Source organism: Aeromonas sp. ASNIH2 (genome assembly GCF_002934795.1).
In the GTDB taxonomy this organism is placed as follows: domain Bacteria; phylum Pseudomonadota; class Gammaproteobacteria; order Enterobacterales; family Aeromonadaceae; genus Aeromonas; species Aeromonas caviae.
On the sequence record NZ_CP026406.1, the window covers coordinates 1,083,582 to 1,106,666 of the forward strand.

Sequence of the window (23,085 nt, forward strand, 5' to 3'; positions counted from 1 at the left end):
CTATACTGATCTTACGTACAGTTATCGAGGTGCGAGATCATGGCCAAAAGCAAAATCCAATTCCAGAAAGGCTACAGCCTGTTTGAGTTTCTCAAGGACTATGGCACTGAGGCTCAGTGCGAAAACGCGCTGTTCACTTGGCGTTTTCCTAACGGCTTTGTCTGCCCTGAATGTGCCAACAAGACCTGTTGTCGCCTGAGAAGGCGGCCACGTGTGTGGCAATGCAATCACTGCCGTCACCAGATGTCATTGACTGGAAACACGATTTTCGCAAACACCAAGCTCCCACTGACCAAGTGGTTTCTGGCAATGCACCTGTTGTCACAAACCAAAACAGGCTTGTCAGCGATGGAGCTAAAGCGCCAGTTGGGCGTCAAATATGACACCGCCTGGATGCTCAAGCACAAGCTGCTGCAAGCCATGAAAGAGTCCGATGACAAGCAGCCCATCAGCGGCATCATTCAGCTCGATGATGTCTACTGGGGTGGCGAGCGCCGTGGTGGCAAACGGGGTCGGGGCGCGGCAGGCAAGACGCCGTTTGTGGCAGCAGTGGCCCTGAACAAGGAAGGACATCCAATCAAGATGCGGATGACGGTGGTCGATGGTTTCAAAACCAAGTCCGTTGCTGATTGGGCAAAACGGCATATTGCCAGTGGTAGCGCGGTGATATCCGATGGATTGGCCTGTTTCAAAGCGGTCAAGGAGGCCAATTGTGAGCACCTGGGAGTTGTCACCGGGGGCAACCTGGACTGGCTGGATCATCCGGCATTCAACTGGGTAAACACGATGATAGGAAATGTGAAAAACTCGCTGCGGGGCAGTTGCCATACGCTCGGAGCGAAGCATTTACCAAGGCATCTTGCGGAATACTGCTTCCGGTTTAATCATCGTTTTGACCTCAATAGCATGTTGGTAGAATTGGGGCATGCAGTCGTGGCAAGCCCTCCGATGCCATATCGGCTCTTGAAGCTGGCTGAGGGTCATGGGTAATCAGGAAATAATAAGCCAAGCAAATGGTGTAGAAACCCGAATATTCCACTCCTGAAGAATTGGGGCTTCACGCACCATTTTCTGATTGGCATTGATTATACGTTGCTGCTCTTCCTGCGGTAGCTGCTGGAAAAGAGTCTCCTGCTCATTGCCCTCAATAACTTCGTTTTTCTTTTCCATTATTTATTCCCTTGCTTTCCGATTACCAGCGTCAAAAACACCATGGCGGCGAACCAATGAAACAGGACCGATGCTAAGGTTGAGCCAAGAGCAATAAACATGAAAGTCTCTCAGAATGATTATTTTAGCTCATCCAGTGTTCTTGGTACGCCTACATCCAGAGAACTGTGAGGAGCTCTATTTAATGACAATATAGTTTTAAATTCCCTATACTCCCGGCAATTTAATATTGGTAACAAGGATGCCAATATTTTTTTCAATTCGTTTTTATAGCAGTAAAAATTTGCAAAGTCTGAATAACCAAACGGGATGGTTTCGAATTGAACGAAGGCTGCGTTATTGACAACCTTAATCACATTGGCTTTATTTTTATTGAACAATGTATATTCTATATGTTCTTCCTTTTTGAAATCAGTGAAGAAAATTGCAAAAAGAGCCATACCACCAGCACCGACCAAGGATAATGGCCCTAATACGGCTACTGAAATAATACATACAAGTACACCCAACCAAGCCAAACCCCTGACTATTTTATAAGCTATATTGGGAATGGAATCTTGATAAATAGCAATAAGACCTTCGCTTGTAAGGCGGTAATGATAATCTTTATCAGCCATTACCAAATAACGAAAATAGAGGGCTAGCCCCCCCCCATAATAATAAACCCCCAGCCTATAGAGGCCATGTTATCTCCTAACGCTAACCAAGCGCCAATCAAGATCAATATCCCTATTGGTATTGATATGATCAGCCAAGCGTGGGGATTTCTAACTCTAATATTCCACTCATGTAGCGTAGGAGCCTCACGCACCCTTTTTTGATTAGCATCGATAATACGTTGTTGCTCCTCATGCGCTAGAAGATGGAAAGGGGTTTCCTGCTCACCCACCTCGATTGCCTCGTTCACCTTGTCCATTATTTATTTTCCCTATTGCCAACTACCAACGCAGACATTGTGTCTAGTTCGCCGTTGTAGCCATTTAATGTAACAGAACCGCTACTGCTACTGCTGCCCTTGAAAATAAACTCCCGCTGAATCATGCCCCCGAGATAGCCCAGTTCCAGCTTGATGGCCGAATTGGTATCCACACCCAGCGGCAGGGAATAGACCATATCATCCCAACGCCCTCGTAGTGTCTCTATCATCTTGGGTTTCATTGCCGCCAGATAACGGTCCAGCTCCTGTTTGGAGCGCGCGGGGATCATCTGACCAGCACTGGCAAGTGGTTGAGAAGTGACATTTAACCCTATGGTTTGTCCTCGCAAATGGGCAGGGAGTGAAAGTTGCAACTGCCACTGGGAACGACCTGTGTCCATCCACCCCTGAGGCTTGGAGCGAACCACAGTCAAGCTGGCTCCCGGTTTATTGACCAGCAACTCGAAGCGAGCCAGTTCATCCTCGGCAGACCAGTTGGCAGGCTGCTTGCCCCAAGTTGATTGCAGCAACCACTTCTCCAGATCCGATCGTTTAAAAATGTTAAGCAGCATCACCAAAAACAAATAAGCAAAACCTAATACAAACAAACTGATAATCATCCACGGGGCAAAAACAGCCCCAATCGTTATACTCGTGCCCCCCATACTTCCTAAAGCTATAATAGTCTGAGCACCAAAAATAGCGGCTTGCCCCCCTAACACAATGGTTTTAGCAACCAATAACGATTTTTCTATTCCACTGATTAAAGGATCCTGACTTGCCAAGGCGCTATCCCATGCTTCAAGCCCTGCGGCAACAACCCCAAGACTTGAGAAAGCCAACATTCGTAAAGAAAAAGATTTGACCATTCCTGCATATTCACCGATTGATGCATTTTTTATTGATATGGATGTTAGAGCTTTTTCTCCTGCCCGTAGTTGTTTCATTTCTCCCCACACAGCCCCCTGATAGAGCGCGGCGATGGCATTGCCCGTCCAGGCAAAGGCCGAGCCCAGCTGCATATTTGCCCGTTCCCGACCGATGGACTGGGCGTTTTGCGCCGTCCCTGCGATGACCACTGTCAGATTCCAGAGGTTGAGCAGGGCAACCAGCCCGCCAAAGGTCGCCAGATTGGGAATTCTCTCGTTCATGGCCGTGATGCGTTGATTCACGCCGCTACGCACGCCCGCCAGATAGTCACCAACATATTGTCTGGCTTGTTGCTGGTAGAGATCGCCTTTCAGTTTCACCAGCAGGGGCATTTCGCTGGCAATCAGGGTATCAAGCTGTTGCTGCAAGGTTTTTAGCTGACCGTTGATGGCCTTCACCGTGGTGCTGCGCCCAGGAGGGGGGGAGCTGATGGCCGACATCTCCTTCACAATGATCCAGACCTTCTGCTGGAAGCGGTTGTGGAGCATCCGATAGTCTCGGTTGACCTGCAGCGGCTGGTCGCCGAGCAGGGATTCCAGCAGTACCAGTCTGAGGTTGCCCGCCAGGCTGTTCTTCCAGGCATGGGGCAAGATGGCCGCCATGATCTGGGCGTGAGCCCCCTTGGCCATGGATTTTCCCGCTTCCTTCATCGCGCCGATCACGGCTTCCACCTTCTGGAACCAGGGTTTCTGCTTGAGCCTCTCCTCCCCCAGTAATGTCTCCAGTTCAGCGATACGACTAAAGAGAGCTGTCATATCCCCAGAGGAGGTGCTGAGCCAGACATTGTCTACCGTCAGCTCGCTCAATCCCTTGTGCAACGCGGCATCAAAGCCATAAGGGGCCAGCGCCAGCAAGTTGTCGCGGCTCTTTTCACCCAGCAGCTTCTCCAGCGCTTTCTTCCTCTCCTCCGTGTGGCAGCTAAGAGAGAGAACCGGCCCGGCCTCGGCAAACAGGGTCTGCAGATAGGCTTGTCCCTTGGGTGTTCTGTTGTCCAGACCAAAGGGCAGCGGATCGGCCTTGAGGCGGGTCACACCGTTGAACAGGTCTTCATGAGCTCGCGTCAGGGCCAGACCCAGCTCATTGAGTGGCACCTGATACTGCTTGATAAACGCATTGAGCCCGCTCCAGTTGACCTCATCCTGGAAGGCTGCGCGCTCTTTCCATTGGGAAACCTGTTTTTGAGATGGATTGAAACCATATTGTTCCCGCAAGATTTTCAGCTTCTCATCAGCCCGTTTCTCCATGGGGGAGTTGAACCGCACCATCCCGGGCTCTGCCGTCATGCTCTCCATGTCGGCGAGGTAGCGATCCCCAAGATAATCATCCAGCGCCTCTTCAAAGGCCTGGGTCCTGGCGACATTGCCCCTGACGGAGGCGGGCAACTCCTTCTCGTCGAGCCTCACCCTGGCCAGGTTGCGCGTGACCTCCGCCATCATCAGCTTGTGGCTGTTGACCTTGATAGTGGCATCATCTTTCCCCAGCAGTGCTTCGCGCTTGGCGAGCAGTTGATTGACCTTCATGGAAAGGTCGGCAAGGTCGGCCAGCGGGTCCTCCAGAGCAACCACCATGGCGCTCTTGGGATCCGGTATGCCCGCCTTGTAGGCAGTCGGTGAACTCGCAGGTTTGTGAGCCAGCAACTTGATCCCCTGCTTGTCCTCCTCGGCAGGCTTGGCAAGGGGGGTAGAAGAGAGCACAAATCCCTTGTTGGACATCCCCAGGTCCGCAACCTTGTCGAGCACATCTGGCAGACCGCAATGAGGGGCCTTCATGGTGCTGGCAAAACTGCCCAGTTTCACCTGCCGCATCCAGGTGGTGCGCAAACCGCCGCTCTTTTCCATCTCATGCTTGATACGCCCCGTCCAGCGCTGGGGAGAATAAGCGAGGGAGAGGGTATGGCTCGCCGGGTAGAGCAGATGCCCCTTGCTTCCCTTGCTCTGGCTGATGAAGGTCGCTCCCTTTATCTCGTACTCATCAAATGTCTTGGTCTTTTCGTCATACACATAGAGCCAGCCATCACGCAACTGGCGCAAGGCATAACCGCTCTCTTTCAACTTGAGAGGAACCACAAAGCCTGCTCCGGCGGGGACTGGGTGAGGCTGCTTTTGTGGCGGGGAGAACAGCTCATCCAGGGCATAACGCACCGGGATGATGGCAATCTTCTTGTTCTTGAGCGGACAGACTCCTGCCGGGCTCTTGCTGTCGGTCGTGTTTGCACACTGGGCGGCTTGATTGGGCGTATTCATGCGTCTTGATCCTTGTTGCTCAATGCGGCAGCAAGCTCGGCGGCCTGCTCGATACGTTGCGAAGGGGTCTGGGGCGAACGCTGGGTAATCAACGCCTTGATCCGGGGATGCTCATCTTCATCAAACCAGTCACTGCCGAGATACCCCATCACATTGAAAAACAGCAGCAGATCCCGCTCGCTCTCGAATCCCTGGGCATAGGCGTAATCAGCCCAATGGGCAATCCAGGCCATGGGTTCTGGCAGCGTCAGCATGCGAGCCCCAAACCAGGTGTGCATGTGTGCTCTTATCCCATCGAGGGTGTTCAACCAGCTCACCTCTCCCAGACGGCGCCACTGCGCATCGGAAAGTCGCAGGCGCTCCCCCATGGGGGACCCCATTCCAGGCGCGGCAACCTTGTGCTGCCACACCTGCCCCTCCCCTTGCCGGGTCGGGATCCAGACTTGAGCCACCCCCTGCCAAAGCCAGGGTTCATCATCCATAAACAGCCGCCACATGGTCTCCGGCATGGCCAGCTTGAGCAAAATCCTGCTGCCATAGGGACTCTCCACCTCGATAAGCCCACGCAATCGCTCGGCCAACGGCAACAGAGAAAGAGGGGACGACAACAGGTAACCCCATGATGCATCGCGGTTTTGCATAAACCAATCCAGCAGATTGGGCGTTGCACAGACCAGACAGGGGCTCACTTCTCGCAAGCTGTCCCAGGGGGCGTGAAGGTAAACGGGCTGATAGGAAGGCGATGGGTCCTGCTCGAACAACGCGCGCTCCAGCGCGGGAATGCGCGCCCCATCGAGCAACAGATAGAGTTGCTCTCCACTGTTCAGCTCGATGTCGGGACGCTCTGCGACGAAAGCCATGGTCATCAGCCACCACCCTCCAGTCTGGCTAGTTGTTCACAGATCTCGCACACAGGTTCGGCAGACTTGAGCGTCGCAATCTGACGTGCGGGGTCCATGGGCGGCGGTGGCGCCACCACTTCAACCGCTCCGGGCTGGATCGGCATCTGGCCACCCCAGCCAGAGCCAGAACCCGGGCTGCCGCCTGAGTTCATCTTGATGGAGCCGCCCGAGAGGGTGACACCGCTCGGATCGATTTTGACAAAACTCCCCCCCACCTTGAGGGTCAGCTCGGCACCCGCCTCCATCACGATCTTCATGCCCGCCTTGTGGTGTACCTCGGACCCCGCCTCCACCAGCAGGGACTGCCCCAGTTTCTGGTGCTGGCTGGCATCCACGGTCAGGGAATAGTCGGCCTTGATGTGATCCCGTTTTTCACCGTTCACAGTGAGGTGATCATTGGCCTTGATGCGGGTCACCCGCTCATTGTCGATGTCCCTGTGTTCGTCGTGCTTGATATGCCAGGCAGCATCGTTTTCGATAAGCACATTCAGGTCTTTCTGACCGTGGATGTAAATCTCTTCCTTGCCCGCCTGGTCTTCAAAGCGCAGCTCGTTGAAACCCTCCCCCTGGTGGGTTTCGGTGCGCAGCACGGTGCGAGTCTTGTTGGCAGGCAGCTCATACGGCGACCGGTTGGTGGCGTGATAGGTGCGGCCGGTCACGATGGGCTGGTCGGGGTCCCCTTCAAGGAAACTCACGATAACCTCGTGGCCGATGCGCGGGATGGCCATCATGCCGTACTGACCGCCAGCCCAGCCCTGGGAGACTCGCACCCAGCAGGAGCTCTGGTCGTTGGAGCTGCCGTAGCGGTCCCACGGGAATTGCAGCTTCACCCGGCCGTGCTCGTCGCAGTAAATCTCCTCACCGTCGGGGCCCACCACCATGGCGATTTGCGGGCCATCCACCATGGGCTTATGAGGGACTTCCGGGCTGCCGATGCGCGCTCGCCAGGTGGTGCTCGCTTTCACCACCCCGAACTCGTTGTGGTAGACGGTGGGGCCGCTGCCCCCCTCCTCTTCCAGCGCCTGTGGCTGCAAGCCGGTGTGCTGAATACGCACGATTTGCCAGTCGGTGTTGAGGCTACCGTTGGGATGTTCGGTGAGCGAGAAGCTCTGCCCCGGCATAAGGGCTGCGCTATTCGACTTGCCACTGCCCGCCACAGCATCATTGCGCAGCGCATCGAGCCGGTGCTGAGCAAACGCCTTGCCGCTGCCATCCTGCTTGTAGCGACCCGGATAGTCGAAGTGCTGGTAGGTATCGCGCTGGTGTTCGAGCTCTGTGCCCTGCTTCTTGTGAGAGAGACCATAGGCCGGGGTCTTGAAGCTGTAGTCCTTGAGCTCCACATCCGAGGGCCGCACCGCTTCGCGGTAGTGGAACTGACGGACATAGGGGCCCTGCTCCAGGGAGCGGTTGCCGAGGTTGAAGAAGAGCTCGGGGCCTTGAGTCAATGCCGCCGCGTCGTCGGCAAAGACGATGCGATGCTTGCCCGCTTCAAACTCGTGGAAGTAGAACATCCCCTCTTCGGCGGCGAGGCGATTGAGGAAATCGAGGTCGCTCTCCCGATACTGGACGCAGTATTCACGCTTGGCGTGCTCGTTTTTCAGGGCAAAGGCGTAGTCGGTGATGCCGTGCTCTTGCAAGAGGATACTGAGGATTTCATCGGGCTTTTGCGCCTGGAAGATGCGGGAGTTCTGGCGAAGTGACAGCCGCCACAGGGCTGGCTGCACCATGAGCTGATAGCGGGTGCGGCGAAAGCCGCTGTCCCCTTGCGCGAAGTCACTGACCACCCCGCACACCCGGCGCTGCAGCTCGCCGTTGTACCACACCAGCAGCTCGCACGGCTGGTCCAGCACGGCGCCAACGTCGATGTCGGGCTGGGCGCTTGCCAGCTCCAGGCGCAGGTTGAACGGCCGGTTCAACGCCTCATCCAGCGCAAATTCGGCCACCATGAAGGTGCTCTCGGGCAGAGCCCCCACCTTGACGGTGAATTGTAATCCTGTGCTGTCTGCCATGAGGGCTCCTTAACCTGCCAGTTCGCAGCCCCGGGAGCTGCACGGATGACGTCTGAGATCAGGCGCGTCGCAAGATGGGTCACCATCGCCATCAGCATCGCGAGGGAAGGCACGGTGCAAACTGAGAAGCGCCGCTTTCATCTGACAAGGCAATCGTGGGAGATGGCGCGACCGGCCTTCGTTGTGCTTTGCCATCCAGCCGCCATGCAGCCGGATGGCAAAACACAAAAGCTCCGACCACATCCGGTTGAATGGGTCGGAGAAAGCTTGCACGGGTCTGGTGACGGCTGACACGGCAGTCATCAGGCCCTGGGGTGCACTACAAGGAACAACGGCAATCAATAAATCGGTGATCAGGCCTCGATCGGCGCGCGCCAGTCATCCGCACCAGAGGTGCCGGCAACGGTGTGCTCCCAGTCGATCTTGCGGTAGGCCATGGAGACCTGGATCAGCTGGGTGAAGTCGGACTTCGCCGGATCCTGGCAGTGGGGCATCTGGCAGTCGATGTCGACGATGGTGGCATCGGTCAGCACAGTGCTGAAGAAGTGCTCCTGCTTGCCCTCGACGGAGGTGCGGTACCACTTCAGGGTCACTTTCGGCAGCATCTCGCCGGAGGCCAGGGAGTTGTACATCAGCGGCACGGCCTTGTTCAGGGCAACGGTGAACTTGAACGGCTTGTGGACACGCTGACCCGCCGGCTGGCCGGATTGCGGATCGGTCGGCACGGTGACGACGTGCTGGAACTCTTGTACCAGCATCTCGTCTTCGTGGCCCTGCACGAAGATGTTGCCGACGGAATCGGAGGTGAAGGCACCGGCGGTGATGTTGCCCTGGGTTTTACCTTCGATGCTGATATAACATGGGGTTGGCATGGAATTGCTCCTGATGGTTGAACGGTTATGACACTCGCCCGAATCCGTTAGCAGCGTCCATGCCACTCTTTTTACCCATTACATTTCAATCAGTTATAAAAAAATCCCCCACAAGGCAGTACGCTCGGCGCAATAAGTTGTACTTTTCAACACGTTTGACCATCAGTCATTGCACTGGCAGTTCAATATTCTGGTATGCGCGCAATTTTTTGCGCCAATCCGACGGGAACACTACTGTTCGTCCACATTGGCGACGGCGGCCAGCTCTACGTTCAACCTCACCACCCCCTGTTTCAACGCCCAGGAGATCGCCTGGCACTTGCTGCTGGCCCCCAGCTTGGTGACCACATTGTTCAGATGAAAGGTCACCGTGCGCGGGGTGATCCCCAGGATCTGCGCAATATCGCTCGTCTGCTTCCCTTCCGCCGCCCAGCGGCATACCTCCAGCTCGCGCAGGCTCAGGGCATCATGAGAGGACTCCCCTACCAGACAGACCCTCACCACCGCCTCGAAGATATGCATGGATAGCCAGCTGAGAAAAGGCACCGCGGAAAGCCACTGCGCTCTGGTGCGAGGCGTGCTGGTGATCAGGGAGAGCAGGCCCACATGACCGTTGGCTCCGTGCCAGGGAAACGTAATGCCGTCGCGCAATCCCGCCTGCTGCGCGAGCGTCATCACCGCAAGGCGCTCATCGTCACAGACCCCCTGCACCATGAGATCCGCCCACAGGATGGGGGTGCTCTGCTCCATGCCGCGCTGGACGACGGGATCGATGGCAAAGAAGTTGGCCTGGGTATAGGCGTCAACCCACTCCTGAGGACAACCATTGAAGATGGTGACATCCGGTCGCTGTATGGTGCTGGGAGACATCAGGGCCAATCTGAAGTAGTCAAATCCCGCCTGTGTCGTCAACTGGCGCAGCAACGCCACTATGGTGTGCTCATCGTCGGCCTGTTCGAACCGGGAGATGAGATCTAACGCGTAGCTTGTATCCATGTTGTCGAATTGTTTTCAAATGGTGTCGGCATTGTTTTTCATGAAACCCAATGGGAGCTGAATCACGTGCCAACAAATAGAAACGGAACCCGTGAAACCCTGATCTCAGGGCCCGCCACTAGCCTCGGGGGCTCGCTCTCGGCGGGATGGAGGGCATGACGCAGAGCGAAATACCAATAACCAGAACTTAACTGAATTAAAATCACGAGTTTTTGCAAAAAACATCGCAATCATATAACAGCACTCGACGGGGAAGGGATAATAAACTTTCCAGATGAGACCTTGGTCACTGACAGGCCGATCGTTTTGTGTCCCGTCCCCCGTTTCTGGCCCTTTACGGGCTTCCCCGGCCTGGCACCGGCTGTTAACATGCGCCCCTTATGCCTGTTATGTGCTCTGGGGTGGCCGTCACGCCGCCCTGACCCTGCCCTGTGCAGCCTCTGCCGCCTGACTCCGGTTATGCCGACCGGTCGGTTTACCCGGCCACCAACAGCCAATGCAACCCTGTGATCCCCGCCATTTCCCCTGATTTGCGGGCCTGTGGCCATGGACCCTCAACGAGCGAGAAAATCCCCATGCTGGAACGTGCAAGACAAGAGTGGTTCTCCAACATACGGGGCGATCTGCTGTCGGGTATCGTCGTCGCCCTGGCGCTGATCCCGGAGGCCATCGCCTTCTCCATCATTGCGGGCGTCGACCCCAAGGTCGGCCTCTATGCCTCCTTCTGCATCGCCGTGGTCATCGCCTTCGTCGGCGGTCGTCCCGGCATGATTTCCGCCGCCACCGGCGCCATGGCGCTCCTGATGGTGACCCTGGTCAGGGAACATGGCCTGCAGTATCTGCTGGCGGCCACCCTGCTCACCGGCCTCTTCCAGATAGCGGCGGGCTACCTCAGGCTCGGCAGCCTGATGCGATTCGTCTCCCGCTCCGTGGTGACCGGCTTCGTCAACGCCCTGGCCATCCTTATCTTCATGGCCCAGCTGCCCGAACTCACCAACGTCACCTGGCAGGTCTACGCCATGACCGCGGCCGGGCTTGGCATCATCTATCTGTTCCCCCTCGTTCCCGTGGTGGGCAAACTGCTCCCCTCCCCCCTGCTGTGCATCGTCATCCTGACGGCGGTGGCCATCACCCTGGGCATCGACATCCGTACCGTGGGCGACATGGGCGAGCTGCCCGATACCCTGCCGGTCTTCCTCTGGCCCGACGTGCCCCTCAATCTGGAGACCCTGGCCATCATCTTCCCCTACTCAGCGGGGCTGGCGGTGGTGGGACTGCTCGAGTCCATGATGACGGCAGCCATCGTCGACGAGATGACCGACACCCCAAGCGATCGCAACCGCGAGTGCAAGGGTCAGGGGATCGCCAACATCGGCGCCGGTCTGCTGGGAGGCATGGCGGGGTGCGCCATGATTGGCCAGTCCGTCATCAACATCAAATCCGGTGGCCGCGGCCGCCTCTCCACCTTCGTGGCGGGGACCCTGCTCATCCTGATGGTGGTCTTCATGGATGAGTGGATCCGTCAGATCCCCATGGCAGCCCTGGTGGCCGTGATGATCATGGTCTCCATCGGCACGTTTTCCTGGGAGTCGGTACGCAACCTGAAGAGCCACCCCCTCTCCACCAACCTCGTGATGGTGACCACCGTCGCCGTGGTGGTCGCGACCCACAACCTGGCACTCGGGGTCTTCGTGGGGGTGCTGCTCGCCTCTCTCTTCTTCGCCCACAAGGTTGCCCGCGTCATGCTGGTCAAGAGCAACAGCGAGCGCAGCGGCGCCGTGCGTACCTATCTGGTGCGGGGCCAGGTCTTCTTTGCCAGCGCCGAGCAGTTCCTGGCCAGTTTCGATTTCAGGGAGGAAGTGGAGAAGGTGGTCATCGACCTGACGCACGCCCACTTCTGGGACATCACCGCCATCACGGCCCTCGACAAGGTGGTCATCAAGTTCCGCCGCGAGGGGAAAGAGGTGGCGGTCATCGGCCTGAACGACGCCAGTGCCACCCTGGTCGATCGCTTTGCCATCCACGACAAACGCCAGGAGGGAGAGCCCCTGCTGGCCGAGCATTGATCCCGGCGCCCCATGAGGGCGCTGCCTGCAAGCCATAAAAAAAGCCCGTCTCTCCCCATGAGATGGGCTTTTTTTGGGCTGTTGGATCACAGTCAACACACGCGCCTCGGCGCGCCTATCCTCAACCGATGGGGCAATGCGGGGTCATGACCTGCCGTCAGGGTGCAAGAGGGGCCAGGAAAGCAGGAACAGGGTGCCGCCCCGCCCGCCGGGTTGGCAGACCGCACTGCCGCCGTGGGCCTCGGCAATCGCCTTGACCACGGCCAGCCCGAGCCCGCTGCCGCCACTCTTGCGTGAGCGTGACGGATCCCCCCGGCGAAACGCCTCGAAGATATGGGCGGCGACCTCCTCGCTGATGCCAGGCCCCTCATCTTCCACACTCAGGATGCACTGGGTGCCCGAACGATGCAGGCGCACGGTCAGCATGCCCGGCACCGCGTGCTTCTGGGCATTTTCCAGCAGCGCCATCAGGGCCTGACGGATGCGAAGTGCATCGCAACAGACCCAGAGTTCGGCATCGAGCTCCCGCTTGAGGGTGAAACCGCTCGCGGCCAGAGGGGTGGCAAACGCCTCGAGCACCACGGCAAGCTCGTCGGCCAGCCTGATCGCCTCTCGTTGCAACTCCAGGTGGCCGCTGTCGTTGAGACTGAGTACCCGCAAGTCTTCGATCAGGTGGGTCAATCCCTCCACCTGGCGCAGCAAGCCTTCAAAGAGCGCACGCTCTGGCGGAAATACCCCTTCGGCCAGCCCCTGCAAGCGGCCACGCAAGATGGTCACCGGGGTGCGCAATTCGTGGGCGATGGCGGCATTCCAGAACTCCCGCTCGCGGGTCATGCTCTGCAGCCGTTCGGCCATGGTGTTGAAGTCCCGCACCAGTTGCGCCGTCTCCCCGATCGCCTGTTCATCCAGCGGCACGCGCGCATCGAGTTTGCCCTCTGCCACCTCGCGCAGGCTGTTCGCCACCGAATTGAGCGGGGTCAGGATGCGCCGAGAGAGGCGCACCGCCACGTACAGTGCCATCCCCAATGCAATGAGAATGGTCGAGCCAATCCAGATCATCTCGACCCTGGAGGGCATCCAGCTCTCGGAGATGCTGCCAGGCACATAGGTCACGGCAATGGCGTAGAACACATAGGTGCCGATCACCGCGAGGGAGATGATGCCTAGCGCCATCAGCCCCAGGGAGCGGATGATTTGCCTGCGCAGGCCGGGGGCCGATGTCATGCATCGCCCCCGAAGCGATAGCCGACGCCCCAGACACTGGCGGGCACCCCCTGGATGCCCTGTGCCTCCAGCTTCTTGCGCAGCTTGCTGATGTGGCTGTCCACCGTGCGCTCCTGGGTATCCCCCTCCGGCAGGCAGTGGGTCAGCAGTTCGGCGCGGCTGAACACCCGCTTGGGTGCCCGCATCAGGGAGGCGAGCAACTTGAACTCGGTCAGGGTCAGATCCAGCATCTGCTGCCCCTCATCGCGGCAAATGCTGGCCTCGTGGCTCTCCAGATCGATCTGGAAGGGGCCGACCCGCAGCACCCGGGCCGTGGTCTGCTTCGCAGACTGGCTGCGTCTGAGCACCGCCTGTACCCGAGCCACCACTTCGGCCGGGTTGAAGGGTTTGACCACATAGTCATCCGCCCCCATGCGCAGCCCCATCAGCTTGTCGAGGTCCTGATCCAGGGCGGTCAGCATGATCACCGGCGTGTCGCCACGGGCCCGGATCTCGCTGAGCACCTGCCAGCCATCGAGCTGCGGCATCTGCACATCCAGCAACAGGAGATCGGGTTTGCATGTCTGGTGCATGGCCAGGGCTTCGCGGCCATCGGCGGCATGCAGGGTGCGCAATCCGTGGCGTTGCAGGTAAACGGCGAGGATGTCGGCTATCTCGGCTTCATCCTCTGCAATCAGTACCAGTGACTGGGCCGCCGGGTTGGCGGAAGCAGGAAGATACGACATGGTCGGCCTCGAAAATGGTGGGTTTGAACTTTATCACCGCCTCCATGGATTCTCCACAAAGCCTCGAATCATTCGCAATAGCCCCTCTCCATAATGCCCGCTCGATGTGCTCTCGCGGCAACACCATGCCCGGGAGGCGGTTTAACGAGGTGAATATGATGTTTGTCAAACAGCGGTATGCGGGCGCTTTGCTCGCCGTCATTGCCGTATTCGGATTGGCAGGTTGCGATGGGGCGACGCAAGCGCAAGATGCGCCGGCCCTTCCTCAGGTGTCGGTGATGACGCTGGCAGAACAGGACCTGGTCATCAGCGAGGATCTGCCCGCCCGGGTAGCCGCGGTGCGCAGCGCCGAAATTCGGGCCCAGATCAGCGGCATCGTGCAGCGCCGCCTGTTCGAGCAGGGTGCCGAGATCAACGCTGGCACCGTGCTCTTCCAGATAAATCCGGCCCCCTTCAAGGCGGATGTCGACAGCGCCGCCGCCGCATTGCAGCGCGCGGAGGCCGTGCTGGCCCGCGCCCGTATCCAGATTGACCGTCTGGTGCCGCTGCTGCGCACCGAGGCCATCAGCCGCCAGACCTATGACGATGCCGTCTCCCAGCGGGATCAGGCGGCCGCCGACGTGGCTCAGGCCAGGGCGACCCTGGCCCGGCACCAGCTGAACCTGCAATTTGCCAGCGTGGAAGCCCCCATCGCCGGGCGCATCGATCAGGCACTGGTGAGTGAAGGGGCCCTGGTGTCCCCCACCGACGCCACCCCCATGGCCAGGATCCAGCAGATCGATCAGGTCTACGTCGATGTGCGTCAACCGGCCTCTGTGCTGGACACCCTGCGCCAGCAAGCTGGCTCGACGACACCGGAACTGGCGGTGGACATCCTCGGCAGCGACGGCAAGCCGCTCGGCATGCAGGGGCACATCCTCTTCTCCGGCATCGAGGTGGATGCCGGGACCGGTGACGTACTGCTGCGGATACTGGTGGACAACCCGGAGCGGCGGCTCTTGCCCGGCCTCTACGTACAGGCGCGCATTCCCCGTGCCCGCTATGCCAACGCCCTGAGCGTGCCTCAGCAGGCGGTGGTGCGCACATCGGGCCAGACCAGCGTGTGGGTGGTGGATGGCCAGGGGCAGGCACAACTGGTTCCGGTCAACACCGCTGAACTGGTGAATAGCCAGTACCGCATCACGTCCGGGCTCAACGCCGGACAGCGGGTGGTGATCGAGGGGATCGACCGCCTGACCCCGGGGACGCAAGTCATTGCCCATCCCTGGCAATCCCCCGCAGTCAGCCAGCAGGCTGACGCCGGTAACCGTTGAATCGGAGACATTTCATGCCGCAGTTTTTCATTCATCGCCCGGTGTTTGCCTGGGTGATCGCCCTCTTCATCGTGCTGGCGGGGGTCATCGCCATCCCCAAGCTGCCCATCTCCCGCTACCCCTCGGTGGCGCCGGTGTCGGTGACCCTCTATGCCACCTATCCGGGCGCCACGCCGCAGACCCTGAACGATGCGGTGGTGAGCCTTATCGAGCGCGAGCTGTCTGGGGTGAAGAACCTGCTCTACTTCGAGTCGTCGGTAGATGCCTCCGGCAGCGCGCAGATCACCGCCACCTTCAAGCCGGGCACCGATCCGGAGCTGGCCCAGATGGACGTGCAAAACCGCATCAAGGCGGTCGAGCCTCGCTTGCCACAGGCGGTGCGGCAAACCGGCCTGCAGGTGGAGTCCGCCTCGTCCGGCTTTCTGATGATGGTCGGCATGACTTCACCGGATGGCCGCTTCAATGAGGTCGCGCTGAACGACTACATGGCGCGCAATATCGTGCAGGAGCTGCGCCGCATCGACGGGGTGGGACGGGTGCAGCTGTTCGGCGCCGAGCAGGCCATTCGCATCTGGGTGGATCCGGGCAAGCTCGCCGCCTACGGGCTGGCCATCAGCGAAGTGGCGCAGGCCATCGAGCAGCAGAACGTGCAGATTGCACCGGGGCGCCTCGGCGACGAACCCGCCCTGGCGGGGCAACGCCTGACGGTTCCCCTCACGGTCCAGGGGCAGCTGACGACCCCCGAGGCGTTCGCCGCCATCGTGCTGCGAGCCGGTGGTGATGGCGCCAAGCTGGTGCTGGGTGATGTCGCCCGGGTCGAGCTGGGGGCGCAATCCTACGCCTTTTCCAACCGGGAGAACGGCGTGGCCGCCACCAGCGCCGCCATCCAGCTCGCCCCCGGCGCCAACGCCGTGCGTACCGCAGATGCGGTGCGCACCCGTCTCGCCCAGCTCGCCCCCACCCTACCGGCGGGCATTGCCTATTCGATCCCGTTCGACTCGGCCCCCTTCGTCAAGGTCTCCATCGACAAGGTGATCCACACCCTGCTGGAAGCCATGGTGCTGGTGTTCCTGGTGATGTTTCTCTTCCTGCAGAACCTGCGCTACACCCTGATCCCGGCCATCGTCGCCCCCATCGCCCTGCTTGGCACCTTCTCGGTGATGCTGCTGGCCGGCTTTTCCATCAACTCCCTGACCATGTTCGGCATGGTGCTGGCCATCGGCATCATCGTCGACGACGCCATCGTGGTGGTGGAGAACGTCGAGCGCCTGATGGCCACCCAGGGGCTATCGCCCAGGGAGGCGACATCGCGGGCCATGAAGGAGATCACCGGGGCGGTGATCGGCATCACCCTGGTGCTCACGGCGGTGTTCATCCCCATGGCGTTCGGCAGCGGCTCCGTGGGGGTCATCTACCAGCAGTTCACCCTGTCGATGGCGGTGTCGATCCTGATTTCCGCCTTCCTCGCCCTGACCCTGACGCCGGCGCTCTGCGCCACATTGCTGCGTCCGGTCAGCCCGAGTCACCATGAGAAGCGCGGCTTCTTCGGCGCCTTCAACCGGGGCGTCGAGCGACTCACCGCAGGCTACGGCGTTCGGGTCACCCGGCTGGTCGGGCGCAGCGGACGCATGATGGCTACCTTCGCCGCCCTCTGCGCCGTGCTGGCCATCGCCGCCACCCAGTTGCCCTCCTCTTTCCTGCCGGACGAGGATCAGGGCTACTTCATGACCTCCATCCAGCTGCCGACCGGCGCCACCAGCGAGCGCACCCTGGCCGTCATCAAGGAGTTCGAGGCCCATGTGGCCTCTCGCGAGGCGCTCGACACCAATCTGGTGGTGCAGGGCTTCAGCTTCTCCGGCGCCGGCCCCAATGCGGCCATGGCCTTCACCATGCTCAAAGAGTGGGACCAGCGCCATGGTGCCACGGCCGCCGAAGAGGCGGTGCTGGCACAGGCCGCCATGGCCAACAGCAAGGAAGGCACCGTGATGAGTCTGCTGCCGCCCGCCATCGACGAACTGGGCACCTCTTCCGGTTTCACGCTCTTCCTGCAAGACAGGGCCAACCAGGGGGAGGCCGCGCTGCAGGCCGCTCAGGCCCAACTGCTGGCACTGGCGGCCCAAAGCGAGGTGGTGAGCGATGTCTATCCCGACAGCCTGCCCCCCGGCGAGAGCATTCACCTCGAGATCAACCGGCAGAAGGCCGAGGCCATGGGACTCTCGTTCACCAGCGTGAGCAGCACCCTGTCGGCGGCGATGGGGTCGCTCTACATCAACGATTTCCCCAACGGCGGGCACATGCGGCAGGTCATCCTGCAGGCCGACGCATCGGCGCGCATGCAGCTCGATGACGTACTCGGCCTGCGGGTGCGCAATGCCAGCGGCGGCATGGTGCCCCTGCGGGAGGTGGTGACGCCGACCTGGCGCCAGTCGCCGCAACAGATGATGCGCTTCGAGGGCTTCCCCGCCGTGCGTCTCTCCGGGAGTGCCGCCCCCGGGGTGTCCAGTGGCGCCGCGATGGCGGAAATGGATCGCCTGGTGGCGCAATTGCCGCCAGGCTTCGCCCTGGCCTGGACGGGACAGTCGCTGCAGGAGCGTCAGTCGGCGGCCGAGGCCCCCCTGCTGATGTTGCTGTCGGCGCTGGTGGTCTTCCTGGTGTTGGCCGCGCTCTACGAGAGCTGGTCCATTCCGCTCTCCGTGATGCTGGTGGTCCCCCTGGGCCTGCTCGGCGCCGTGGCGGCCGTGATGCTGCGCGGCATGCCCAACGACGTCTTCTTCAAGGTGGGCATGATCACCATCATCGGTCTGTCGGCCAAGAACGCCATCCTCATCGTGGAGTTTGCCCGCCAGTTGCACGGCGAAGGGCGCTCGCTGCTTGACGCTGCGGTGACCGCCGCCCGCCTGCGCCTGCGCCCCATCCTGATGACGTCGCTCGCCTTCACCCTCGGCGTGGTGCCGTTGATGCTTGCCAGTGGTGCCAGCGCGGAGACCCAGCATGCCATCGGCACCGGCGTGTTCGGCGGCATGATCAGCGGCACCCTGCTGGCCATCTTCTTCGTGCCGGTCTTTTTTGTCTTCGTCATCGGCACCCAGGCGCGCATTCAGGCCTGGCGGGCACAGCGAGCACAGCGAGCACAGCACCGATCATGCTGACCGCTGCGCGGGTTTGCTGGCCCTGGGGAGGCGATGATCATGCTATGCATGCCTGGCACCATTTTGCGTTCCTTCGAAGAGGATGAGCGCGCCATGGTGCCGGGCCTGTGGTTCATAGCCGGTGTTGCGGGGCGGCCTTATCGCGGGTTGCCTCTCCTGGGTTTGTGTCCAGCCCTCCGTCGCCGGTGCATCCTTGGTCTTCTCCAAGATGGCGATCTGCTATCTGGCACAGGGGGCTTGCACCATCCCGGGTCGGTGCCAACCCTGCCGGAACCCGGCCTCAGCATCGCTCTGACGGCCGACACCCTTGGCCTCATCGACTGCATGCTGTCTGCCATCACCAGTCAAGGCTGGACACTCCTGGTGTCTGAACCGCTGGAGAGGCCCCCGCAAGGTTGATGACACCCTGGTCCTCATGCAATACACAATGAAATCGAAGTCAATTTAAGTGTTGCTCAGAAATCGACACATCGCAATCACCTCAGATACATTGCAGATCTACTCCGATACTTTCCCTCTGATCGTCAGTCTCAAGAGAAAAATAAAATAAACCATTAAAAACAACATCATAAACTCTTTTCATTTAAAGATAACTCTTTCTTGCACATCCCATCAGCTGGTCGTCAGGACACGTTTTCTGTGATTTGAAACACAAACTTTGATCATCACAGGGGATAAGCATTGCATTGGAAATCGATTTCAAGAAAATGAAGCCAGCATGATTTGTCTTGGCATCGATTGCATAGCGTCTGTTTGAGTCTTGACGGTTCATCGCGGTGGATATTTTTCCCATTGATTGGAGTGGTCAGTATGAATGCATCAAAAAAAGGACTTTTGGCGTCGTTGATCGCCGCTGCCCTGCTTGGCGGGTGTGGTGGGGCCGATAATATCGACTCGAATAGTGGCAACACCGGTGGTAATAACGGTGGCGACAACGGTGGCACCACGCCCCCTGGCGACAGCACCCTGATCCTGTTCGGGGTCGGTGCCAATGGGGGTACAACCCCCAGCATCCAGTCAGAGAAGGACAACTGGAGCTTGCAACCGGTCACCGCTTCTCCCGTCGCCATGACCAGCATCAGCGCCGTGCTCATCAACAATGCCGGTACCGATGACACCGCCGATGTGCAGGTAGCCGGTGACGGAGATGGCACCTTCATGCTCAAATCCGCCACCCCTCTGAACCTGAGCAAATACGCCTCCGGTTTCATCGAGTTCCAGCTGCGGACCAAGAGCAAGGTGCCGGAAGTGCTCAATGCCTCCATCGACAACGAGTATCCCAACCGCAGCAGCCTGCCCATTGCCAGCGCCCTGACCGGTTCGGGCGACTGGGAAACGCTCACACTGCCCATCAACTGCATGAAGCCCTTCCCCGGTGCCACGGCCATCAACCTCGCCACTGTGGGCACACCGTTCCACCTGGCCACCAAGGAAGCCTTCAACTACGAAATCACCAACATCAAGTACCTGCTCACCACCTCGGCCAAGCCCGTTGTCGACCCGGTCACCTGTGAAGCGCCTGGCGGCGCTACCGACCCGGGCACAGACCCAGGCACCGACCCGGGAACCGATCCCGGTACCGATCCTGGCACCGATCCAGGTACCAATCCGGACACAGGCTCCGGCGTCAACAATGCCCCCGCGCTGGTAGCCACCGATGCCGCACTCTACTACTCCGGTGACAAGAGCCAGGCCCAGGACCGCAGCGCCGATTACCCGGCAGCCAGCTTCGGCGGCACCCTGACCGATGAAAACCAGGTCATCACCATGGACCTGCCAGGCAATGGCGCCGCCTTCCTCGGGACCGACAGCGCCAATGGGGATCTCTCCGCCTATCAGGACGGCGCCATGCTGCTCGACCTGAAAGTCTCCAGCTACGGTGACTCCCCCAACATCCAGATCCGCATGGACGGTACCGCAGGCCCGGACTTTGGCACCTTCTTCACCATGGACAGCAACATCGTGCCCGATGACGACACCTGGTACCGCTGCATCCTGCCGGTCGCCTCTCTCATTCCGGCGGCCAACACAGGCTCGGTGCAAAAGGCGCTCTACCTGAGCGGGGCCTGGGACTCCATGGCCGGTCTGCGCTTCGCCTTCACCAACGTGGCCCTGAAAACAGCCATCCCGGCAGACTTTGACAGCAATCAGCCCTGCCAGCAGATCAAGTGACAAGGCATTGAATCTTCGAGAAATCGATTGAAAATAATTTTCTACGGATTGGAGCAATAAGATGAAATTGAAGTCACTCGCCTTGTTTGTCGGGGCATGTTGCGGGCTGGCAGTGCCCGCAGTATCGAATGCCGCCGAGAGTTTTGGCTTCCACGGTTATATTCGTGCCGGCTCGATGTTTGACGCCAAGGACAACTTCGCCAAGGCGGGGTACGAATATGAGATGGACAAGACCATGGGGCGCCTGGGCTCCGAGCTGGACAACAGCTGGGAAGCGGGCCTGAACAAGTTGTGGGATCTGGGCAGCAACAAGTCGGTCAACATCCACTTCAAGGTGGAGTCCGATGCCGACGGCCTGCAAACCCGAGCCGCGCCTCGCGAAAGCGGTGTGTCAGAAACCTATGTGGAGCTGGGTGGCATCACCCCGACCGGGACCATGTGGGGCGGCCTGCGCTATTACGACCGCGAGAACTACATCTGGACCACCGACTATTTCTACACGGACTACTCGGGAACCGGCGTCGGCATCAAAGCCATGGAGATGGCGGGTGGCAAGTGGGACTTTGCCTATATCAACAGCAACGACACCAGCCACTCCGACCGCGCCAATGGCACTGAAGCCACCATGCACACCCTCCACACCAGCGCCCTCTACGGTGCCTGGGACATGGAGATCGCACTCAAGCAGATGCCCAGCAACGAGTTCACCGGCGATAACAAGCAATATGCGACCAAGGGGGCAGAAGGAACCGTCATCTATTCCCGCGACGACTTCTTCTTCATGCCGGGCGGCTTCTCCAAGTTCATCGCCCAGGCAGGACGTGGGCTGGGCTCAGGGGACTTGCTGGGTGCCAACCTGACCAATACCGCCATGTATCGCAAGGGCTCCCTGTATCAGAAGACACTGCAGGACAAGGCGGATGGCTATAAACCCTACCAGTCCAAGGTGATGGAAGGCGATCAATCCTACCGCCTCTTCCTCTGGGGTGGCTGGTATGGCGCCAATATTCATCTGCTGCCGACCCTCTCCTATCAGTACAACGACTACGAGCTGGGTGGCCATGATTCCTGGTATGCCGCATCTCTGCGCCCGGTATTCCCGATCAATGAGTTCTTCTCCATCCAGACGGAAGTCGGATATGTGAAAAACAACCTGATCATCGACAACGTCGAACGGGGTGGCACCTCTCACAAGGTCAGCATAGTGCCGACCTTCACCGTCAATACCGGCATGGGGCCCTCACCGGAGATCCGCATTCTGACGACCTATGTCGATCACAACAACGAGACCCCCTGGCAGGAAGACCGGGAAGATTTCCTGGTCGGTGTACAGGCGGACATGTGGTGGTAGGTTAGGTCGCGATACTTATCTGCACTATAATCTCGGGTCCCTTGGGGGGCCCGCATTGCATACGAGGAAACACGATGAAGGGAACGAAGCAGTGTCTGCCTTTCCTGGTCAGTCTGCTGATGGCCGGATGCGCCGGCATGGGCCCGGAGCATTCGCCAGGATCGGCAGTCTCCGCCCTGCAGCAACAGGTTGAGCAAGGTCGGGAACAATTGTCTAACAAGGTGGCGGTCGAGTCATTCAAGGAACTTCGCTTCCAGTCCCTCGGGCAGGAGAGCCGCTGGGTCGATGTGAGCACCGACAGCCAGGTCTATGCATTTGATTCAGGCAAAAGCTATGTAATGGCCTTCTCGCTGCCCGAAGTCAGCCAGGCGACTCGCGTCAAAATAACCATTCCGGTCGACTATACCGTCTTCCTGCCCAGCATCCTGTTGCTGGATGAACAATACAACGCCGTTCAAACCATTCCCGGTTCCACATTCAGTTATGACGGTCGTTCGTTAATTTCAGGGCAGAACATTCAGGGGGAATTCACCATTCCGGCCCCCATTGGCAGCGCTCGGGCCGCCTATATGGTGATCTATTCCACGGCGAAGGACATGCAGGGCAGTACCCGGCTCAACCCGGACGATCTCCAGCGCGCCATGCAATATGATCGCACCACGGATGTCGCCCGCCTCATCAATGTGGAAGTGCCTCACTCTGCTACCGGACGCCTATATTTGACGCTGGACGCAGAGCCCGCTGCAAATGCGACGCAGATCGCAAAAACCATATCGCCCGTGATGGTCTCACCAGATAAATCGTTGGGTGAACTGGATTATTATCAGCATATTCGCACTGCCGTTCAGAGCAAAAACTATGAGCAGGCGCTCGCCTGGGTCAAAGCCGCCGAGCAAGCCGGTTTTACCAAGGCAAAAGAGGTCTTTTTTGCCGCCCAGCAGTAGCATTCCCTCCCCTGGCAAGGCGCATCATCGCTTGTCACCACCAGGGGAAACGGGTATCCTAACTTGCTGATTTATTAAGAAGATATTCATATAACACTGGCCA

General features: G+C 59.2%; 18 protein-coding genes. 8 read left to right on the forward strand and 10 right to left on the reverse strand.

What is annotated here, in order from left to right:
- Positions 1-39: 39 nt before the first annotated feature.
- Positions 40-990: an IS1595-like element ISKpn3 family transposase gene (locus C3F36_RS04960; protein ID WP_043851557.1), complete on the forward strand. Its 951-nt coding sequence runs from the start codon at positions 40-42 to the stop codon at positions 988-990.
- On the opposite strand, the gene C3F36_RS04965 is transcribed toward C3F36_RS04960, so the two are convergent.
- The 6 genes from C3F36_RS04965 to C3F36_RS04985 all read right to left on the reverse strand — a co-directional run bounded on the left by C3F36_RS04965 (position 991) and on the right by C3F36_RS04985 (position 8,170).
- Positions 991-1,170: a hypothetical protein gene (locus tag C3F36_RS04965; protein WP_104454604.1), complete on the reverse strand. Its 180-nt coding sequence runs from the start codon at positions 1,168-1,170 to the stop codon at positions 991-993.
- 119 nt (positions 1,171-1,289) lie between these two features.
- Entirely contained in the window at positions 1,290-1,787 is a 498-nt protein-coding gene (locus C3F36_RS23745) for a hypothetical protein (protein WP_233759715.1), read from the reverse strand.
- 23 nt (positions 1,788-1,810) lie between these two features.
- Positions 1,811-2,086 carry a hypothetical protein gene (locus tag C3F36_RS23750; RefSeq protein ID WP_233759716.1) on the reverse strand — a complete coding sequence of 92 codons (276 nt, stop codon included), beginning with the start codon at positions 2,084-2,086 and terminating at the stop codon, positions 1,811-1,813.
- Positions 2,086-5,259: a T6SS effector BTH_I2691 family protein gene (locus C3F36_RS04975; RefSeq protein ID WP_104454605.1), complete on the reverse strand. Its 3,174-nt coding sequence runs from the start codon at positions 5,257-5,259 to the stop codon at positions 2,086-2,088. Before C3F36_RS04975 ends, C3F36_RS23750 begins: the two co-directional genes overlap by 1 nt.
- Positions 5,256-6,125, reverse strand: coding sequence for a DUF4123 domain-containing protein (locus C3F36_RS04980; RefSeq protein ID WP_104454606.1), 870 nt, complete (start codon positions 6,123-6,125; stop codon positions 5,256-5,258). Before C3F36_RS04980 ends, C3F36_RS04975 begins: the two co-directional genes overlap by 4 nt.
- Entirely contained in the window at positions 6,125-8,170 is a 2,046-nt protein-coding gene (locus C3F36_RS04985; RefSeq protein WP_104454607.1) for a type VI secretion system Vgr family protein, read from the reverse strand. Before C3F36_RS04985 ends, C3F36_RS04980 begins: the two co-directional genes overlap by 1 nt.
- 45 nt (positions 8,171-8,215) lie before the next feature.
- Here C3F36_RS04985 and C3F36_RS04990 point away from each other — a divergent pair, with 45 nt between their 5' ends.
- A complete protein-coding gene (locus tag C3F36_RS04990; RefSeq protein ID WP_041211262.1) occupies positions 8,216-8,461 on the forward strand; it encodes a hypothetical protein in 246 nt (81 codons plus the stop codon).
- 62 nt (positions 8,462-8,523) lie between these two features.
- On the opposite strand, the gene hcp1 is transcribed toward C3F36_RS04990, so the two are convergent.
- Positions 8,524-9,042, reverse strand: coding sequence for a type VI secretion system effector Hcp1 (gene hcp1 / locus C3F36_RS04995; RefSeq protein ID WP_005332563.1), 519 nt, complete (start codon positions 9,040-9,042; stop codon positions 8,524-8,526).
- Between the two features lie 231 nt (positions 9,043-9,273).
- Positions 9,274-10,038 carry a LuxR family transcriptional regulator gene (locus C3F36_RS05000; protein WP_041214665.1) on the reverse strand — a complete coding sequence of 255 codons (765 nt, stop codon included), beginning with the start codon at positions 10,036-10,038 and terminating at the stop codon, positions 9,274-9,276.
- A 575-nt stretch (positions 10,039-10,613) separates the two neighbouring features.
- On the opposite strand from C3F36_RS05000, the gene C3F36_RS05005 reads away from it, so the two are divergent.
- Complete coding sequence (locus C3F36_RS05005; protein WP_104454608.1) at positions 10,614-12,104, forward strand: SulP family inorganic anion transporter; 1,491 nt, start codon at positions 10,614-10,616, stop codon at positions 12,102-12,104.
- A 144-nt stretch (positions 12,105-12,248) separates the two neighbouring features.
- Here C3F36_RS05005 and C3F36_RS05010 read toward each other — a convergent pair whose 3' ends face one another.
- On the reverse strand, positions 12,249-13,328 hold the full coding sequence (locus C3F36_RS05010) for an ATP-binding protein (protein ID WP_104454609.1): 1,080 nt from the start codon (positions 13,326-13,328) through the stop codon (positions 12,249-12,251).
- Positions 13,325-14,053: a response regulator gene (locus C3F36_RS05015; protein ID WP_104454610.1), complete on the reverse strand. Its 729-nt coding sequence runs from the start codon at positions 14,051-14,053 to the stop codon at positions 13,325-13,327. The genes C3F36_RS05010 and C3F36_RS05015 overlap by 4 nt, the downstream gene beginning before the upstream one ends.
- Before the next feature lie 155 nt (positions 14,054-14,208).
- Here C3F36_RS05015 and C3F36_RS05020 point away from each other — a divergent pair, with 155 nt between their 5' ends.
- From C3F36_RS05020 to C3F36_RS05045, 5 genes are all read left to right on the forward strand, one after another.
- Positions 14,209-15,366: an efflux RND transporter periplasmic adaptor subunit gene (locus tag C3F36_RS05020; RefSeq protein WP_199769666.1), complete on the forward strand. Its 1,158-nt coding sequence runs from the start codon at positions 14,209-14,211 to the stop codon at positions 15,364-15,366.
- 14 nt (positions 15,367-15,380) lie between these two features.
- Positions 15,381-18,515, forward strand: a complete 3,135-nt coding sequence (locus C3F36_RS05025) for a multidrug efflux RND transporter permease subunit (RefSeq protein WP_104454612.1) — start codon at positions 15,381-15,383, stop codon at positions 18,513-18,515.
- Positions 18,516-19,325: 810 nt separating this feature from the next.
- Entirely contained in the window at positions 19,326-20,687 is a 1,362-nt protein-coding gene (locus tag C3F36_RS05035; RefSeq protein WP_158656075.1) for a putative glycoside hydrolase, read from the forward strand.
- 61 nt (positions 20,688-20,748) lie between these two features.
- Complete coding sequence (locus C3F36_RS05040; protein ID WP_039041336.1) at positions 20,749-22,038, forward strand: carbohydrate porin; 1,290 nt, start codon at positions 20,749-20,751, stop codon at positions 22,036-22,038.
- Positions 22,039-22,112: 74 nt separating this feature from the next.
- Entirely contained in the window at positions 22,113-22,982 is an 870-nt protein-coding gene (locus C3F36_RS05045; RefSeq protein WP_039041337.1) for a MalM family protein, read from the forward strand.
- Positions 22,983-23,085 lie beyond the last annotated feature (103 nt).